This is a genomic window from Stenotrophomonas sp. PS02298, assembly GCF_029959445.1.
In the GTDB taxonomy this organism is placed as follows: domain Bacteria; phylum Pseudomonadota; class Gammaproteobacteria; order Xanthomonadales; family Xanthomonadaceae; genus Stenotrophomonas.
This window is the reverse complement of sequence record NZ_JASCOR010000238.1, coordinates 1-4,377: the sequence shown is the minus strand read 5'-3', so window position 1 is coordinate 4,377 and position 4,377 is coordinate 1. Positions and strand designations below refer to the sequence as shown.

Sequence of the window (4,377 nt, the reverse complement as noted above, 5' to 3'; positions counted from 1 at the left end):
GCGTATAGCGGAGCAGTCATGGCTTTTGGCTTTTGGCTTTTGGCTTTTGGCTTTTGGCTTTTGGCTTTTGGCTTTTGGCTTTTGGCTTTTGGCTTTTGGCTTTTGGCTCCATCCCCTCTCCCCTTGCGGGAGGGGGTGCCCCGAAGGGGGGAGAGGGGTAGCACTTCGCTACAACCTCACCTGGACCCCGACCCTCTCCCCAACCCCTCTCCCGGAGGGAGAGGGGCTCAAGCAACGCTCCAACGAAACTGATACCCGAGACGTCACCGCCACCATGTCCCAAGCAACCACCATCACTGCTACTTCCCGCTCGCGACGTCAGGTCGTGCTGCGGGTGCTGGCCGCAATGTTCGGCGGCTACGTCTTTGCCTGGGGCACGGTGGCGTTGGCGACCTGTCTGTTGTTCGCGGCCAAGCTCGACTTCCACGATGCAGAGTTCCTCGGTGCCTTCATCGGCCTGCTCGCCTACGTGACGGTGTTCCTGTGGAGCATCGCGACCCAGCGCCTGCTGCGCGTCTGGATCGTCCTGTTCGGCGGCGGACTATTGATGGCGGGCGCTGCATCGCTGGTCCAATCCCTGCTCGCATGACCGGAGAAGTCCATGTTCAATAGTTTCCGGCAAGCAATGGCGTGGCTGCACACCTGGTTCGGCCTGGTGCTGGGTTTCGTGCTGATGGCGGCGTTCTTCTTTGGCGCGCTGTCCGTCTTCGACCGCGAAATCGATCGTTGGGCGATTCCCGCCACCCGCATCGAAGCGCAGCCGATGCCGTCCTTCGAAAAGGTCCTGCGGCCTGCCTTCGAGCGCATGCAGCCGACCAAGGATGCCATCGAAGCGATGCGCCCGCGTGTCAACGGGCCGATGCCCACGCACTTCGAGAAGGTCGCCAGCTGGAGTGCCTACACCACCCACCGCGACCCCGTGCTGGCCCTGTACGCGGGCTATCAGGTGCCCAACGCCAAGGACCCGGAAGAACTGATCTGGGCCTATACCACCATCGATCCGCGCGATGGCAGCGTACTGCCCGACGATCACTTGAAGATCGGCAGCGGTTTCTTTTTTCCGCTGCACTACGGCCTGACCCTGGACTGGAAGAACCTGGGCATCTGGATCGTCGGCTTCTCCGCTTTGGTGATGCTGGCCGCGTTGATCAGCGGCGTGGTGATGCACCGGAAGATCTTCCGCGAATTCTTCACTTTCCGCCCGGGCAAGGCCAGGCTGCGCAGCGTGCTGGACCTGCATAACCTCACCGGCGTGGTGGCGCTGCCGTTCCACTTCTTCTTCGCACTGACCGGCCTGCTGATCTTTGCCGGCACCTATTACTTTCCGGTCGGTCACACCCAACTGCATGATCTGCACGACCTGCACGAGCGGATGGAAGCACAGGAAACCGGTCTGCCGCATCAGCGCGCAGGCGTTGCCGCTGGGCTGGCATCGGTGGATGCGATGGTCGCGCAGGCACAGCAGCGTTGGCAGGCCAATGACAAGGCTGGCGATGTCGGTTTCCTGGTGCTGCAGCATGTTGGCGATGCCAATGGCTATGTCAGCGTGTACCGCGCCGGCACCGACCGCATCGCCTTGGTAGGCGATGGCATCCACTTCAAATCGTCTGACGGCAAGCTGATCCGCGAGGACCCGGCCGCCACCCCGGTTGCCCGCATGGCCGAGTTCCTCACCGGCCTGCACCTGCAGCACTTCCGTCATTGGCTGCTGCGTTGGCTGTACGTGTTCGGCGGCCTTGCCGGTGCCGTGTGCATCGCCACCGGCTTCATCTTCTTCGTCGAAAAACGCAAACGCCAGCACGCCCTGCAGGGCAGTCAGGGTGCGCGCATCGTCGATGCGCTGGCCGTGACCACGGTGACCGGCATGGTTCTGGCCACGCTGGGCATCCTGATTGCCAACCGCCTGCTGCCCGAGGCCCTGCCCGGCCGTGGCGACTGGGAGCGCTATGCGTTCTGGGCGGTGTGGGCGCTGGCACTGGTGCATGCGGGTGTGCGTGGTGCACCGGTGGCACGCGGCCTGGCCAACCCGGCATGGCGCGAACAGACCTGGGCCATCGCGGTGATGGCGGTTGCAGCGGTTGCCTTGAACTGGATCACCACCGGCGACCATCTGCTGCGCACGCTGGCGCGCGGCTATTGGCCGGTGGCGGGTATCGATCTGTTCCTGCTCGGCAGTGCGTGCGTGGCCATGATCGCTGCCCGCAAGCTCGGCCAGCGCGCGCATGCCAAACAGGCCGCACACCGGGAGAACGCCCATGCATGAGTCGCTGTCTGCCAACCTGATGCTGGCCGCCGCACTGCTGAGCAGCCTTGCCGGCATGGCATGGCTGGCACTGTCGATGCAGGTACATGCGCTGCAGGTGTGGCCACGCCAGCCATCGCCGGCCACCCTGCGCTTGCTGCGCATCCTCGGCAGCTTCAGCGTCTGCGTTGCACTGGTGCTGTGCCTGGCGGTGGATCACGCCACGATGGCGGTGCTGGTCTGGGTGATGGCCTTGAGCGCCGCGGCGATGTTGGTGGCGTTTACGCTGTCTTCGCAACCGCAGCGTCTGCGCGTGTTTGCGCCTTGGATCAGGTAACAACGCAGTCGGCAGGCAATGATTGCTGGCCGCCAAGCTCAGCGCTGTTCGCCCATGTATTCACGATACACAGCAGCTTCCGCGTGCAGCCATTCGCGGAATGCCAGGAAGCCGCGATGACTGGTCGAACGCTCCGGGTAGACCAACCAATGCGACCATGCTGTCTTGAGCCGTTGATCGGACAGCAACTGCAACTGGCCTGACTGCAGCAGCAGCTGCGCGCGCGTCACCCGCCCGAGCGCCACGCCCACGCCCTCCAATGCCGCTCGATGGTGCGATTCGGAGTCATCGAAGATGGCAACGTAGCGCTTGGGCGCTTCCGCGCCGGTCAAGGCGAACCAGCGATCCCATTCGCCATCCGGGTCACCCAATAGCGGCCACTCCGCCAGCGGTTTCGCACCGATGCCGCCCATACGCCCCACCAGTGCCGGGCTGGCCATTGGCACCAGCCACTCATCGATCAGGGGCTCGGCGATCACGCCAGGCCAACGACCATCGCCGATACGCATCGCCCCATCGAACTGCAGTTGCCGTTCGAAATCGATCAGCAGTTGGTTGGACTGCAGGTTGATCTCGATCTGCGGATGCGCCGCCACGAAACGACCCAAACGTGGCACCAACCATGCCGACGCCATCGTCGGCACCGCGCTGATCGACAACACACAATCGCGCCGCGCCTGGAACGGACGGAACACCTCGTTGATCGCATCCAGGTGCGGGCCAACCTGATCGAGCAGGCGTCGCCCTTCCTGCGTCGGTGCCACGCCGCGTGCCTGCCGCAGCAGCAATGGATAGCCGAGCCGCTGCTCCAGTTGGCGCATCTGGTGGCTCAAGGCACTGACGGTGACGTTCATCGCCTCGGCAGCACGCGACATGTTGCCCATGCGTGCAGCAAGCACGAAACCCTGCAGGAACTGGAGTGGCGGCCTGGACATTTGACTTGAGTTTTTCTCAATACCTGCTTGAAGGATGCTCGCTTTTACGGACTATAGCCCGGAACTAACCTCAACCCACTCTCAACACGGAGCAGGGAAATGAGTGTTTATACCGATCTGCTGTTCATGCATGGGCATATCGCCAATGTCGATCTGGCCAGGCAACTGGCGGGCCAAGACGGCACCGATGCCGCCGAGGAGGCGCGCGACATTGGCAAGACGCGCAGGGATGAGCGCGGCCATGAACCCACAGACGCACCGGCGCGCGCGATGTCCCTGCCAACGGGTGCCTGCTCGAATCGTTGAAGCCTGCCCGTTCCGATCCGCGTCCAGCAGCGCCGGCCCGCCTCTCCGCCATCAACCACGCCGCAACTTGGTATGGTTCGACAGATGAAAACCCACCACTGGCGCGGCCGAGCGGCCGCCTTGCTCACCACCGTCGTGATTCTGTGCATCATCTCCAACCCGGAACTGGCTACGTTGGTGCCTGTGCTGGATGCATTGGGGCTGGACGTGCTGTTCGCGCTTTTCTCCGCCCAGCTGATGGTGATCTTTTCGGACGTACTGCTGCCATATGCGCGGCATTTCCATCAGCGCTGGGGCAGGCGCGCGTTGAAGCCGGTAGGCGATGTGCTGCTGTGTGCAGCGGGCGGCTATCTGCGGCAGTTGGTTGGGCATGTGCGGCTTGCCGGGATGCCAGCGCGGCTTGCTTGAGCCCTGGTTTGTGGGAGCGGCGTAAGCCGCGAAGCTGACGGTATTGAAGCCATCTGCATTTTTGCCAACTGATGATGTATCGGCTTGGGGGGGGGTGCCCGCGCGCCAAAAACCCCGCGACCCCGGTGGCCGGGGCGTTTTAAAAACAA

6 protein-coding genes are annotated in these 4,377 nt (G+C 63.4%); 5 read left to right on the top strand and 1 reads right to left on the bottom strand.

Features of this window, described 5'->3' with window-relative positions; translation table 11 throughout:
* The first annotated feature begins 274 nt into the window (after positions 1-274).
* From QMX78_RS20240 to QMX78_RS20230, 3 genes are read left to right on the top strand one after another with little or no spacing between them, the layout of a single operon-like run.
* Positions 275-589 carry an iron uptake protein gene (locus tag QMX78_RS20240; protein WP_282273007.1) on the top strand — a complete coding sequence of 105 codons (315 nt, stop codon included), beginning with the start codon at positions 275-277 and terminating at the stop codon, positions 587-589.
* 12 nt (positions 590-601) lie between these two features.
* Positions 602-2,263 (top strand): PepSY-associated TM helix domain-containing protein, encoded by a 1,662-nt coding sequence (locus tag QMX78_RS20235; RefSeq protein WP_282273006.1) that lies wholly within the window; start codon positions 602-604, stop codon positions 2,261-2,263.
* Positions 2,256-2,579 (top strand): DUF3325 domain-containing protein, encoded by a 324-nt coding sequence (locus QMX78_RS20230; RefSeq protein WP_282273005.1) that lies wholly within the window; start codon positions 2,256-2,258, stop codon positions 2,577-2,579. Before QMX78_RS20235 ends, QMX78_RS20230 begins: the two co-directional genes overlap by 8 nt.
* Before the next feature lie 38 nt (positions 2,580-2,617).
* Here QMX78_RS20230 and QMX78_RS20225 read toward each other — a convergent pair whose 3' ends face one another.
* Positions 2,618-3,514: a LysR substrate-binding domain-containing protein gene (locus QMX78_RS20225; protein ID WP_282273003.1), complete on the bottom strand. Its 897-nt coding sequence runs from the start codon at positions 3,512-3,514 to the stop codon at positions 2,618-2,620.
* Between the two features lie 99 nt (positions 3,515-3,613).
* Between QMX78_RS20225 and QMX78_RS20220 the strand changes: the two genes are divergently transcribed.
* Entirely contained in the window at positions 3,614-3,820 is a 207-nt protein-coding gene (locus tag QMX78_RS20220; RefSeq protein ID WP_282273001.1) for a hypothetical protein, read from the top strand.
* A gap of 84 nt (positions 3,821-3,904) precedes the next feature.
* Entirely contained in the window at positions 3,905-4,228 is a 324-nt protein-coding gene (locus QMX78_RS20215; RefSeq protein WP_282272999.1) for a hypothetical protein, read from the top strand.
* Positions 4,229-4,377 lie beyond the last annotated feature (149 nt).

Bases quoted from the DNA above. Each gene is read 5' to 3' on its own strand.
- QMX78_RS20240 (WP_282273007.1), top strand. From the start codon at position 275: ATGTCCCAAGCAACCACCATCACTGCTACTTCCCGCTCGCGACGTCAG.
- QMX78_RS20235 (WP_282273006.1), top strand. From the start codon at position 602: ATGTTCAATAGTTTCCGGCAAGCAATGGCGTGGCTGCACACCTGGTTC.
- QMX78_RS20230 (WP_282273005.1), top strand. From the start codon at position 2,256: ATGCATGAGTCGCTGTCTGCCAACCTGATGCTGGCCGCCGCACTGCTG.
- QMX78_RS20225 (WP_282273003.1), bottom strand. From the start codon at position 3,514: ATGTCCAGGCCGCCACTCCAGTTCCTGCAGGGTTTCGTGCTTGCTGCA.
- QMX78_RS20220 (WP_282273001.1), top strand. From the start codon at position 3,614: ATGAGTGTTTATACCGATCTGCTGTTCATGCATGGGCATATCGCCAAT.
- QMX78_RS20215 (WP_282272999.1), top strand. From the start codon at position 3,905: ATGAAAACCCACCACTGGCGCGGCCGAGCGGCCGCCTTGCTCACCACC.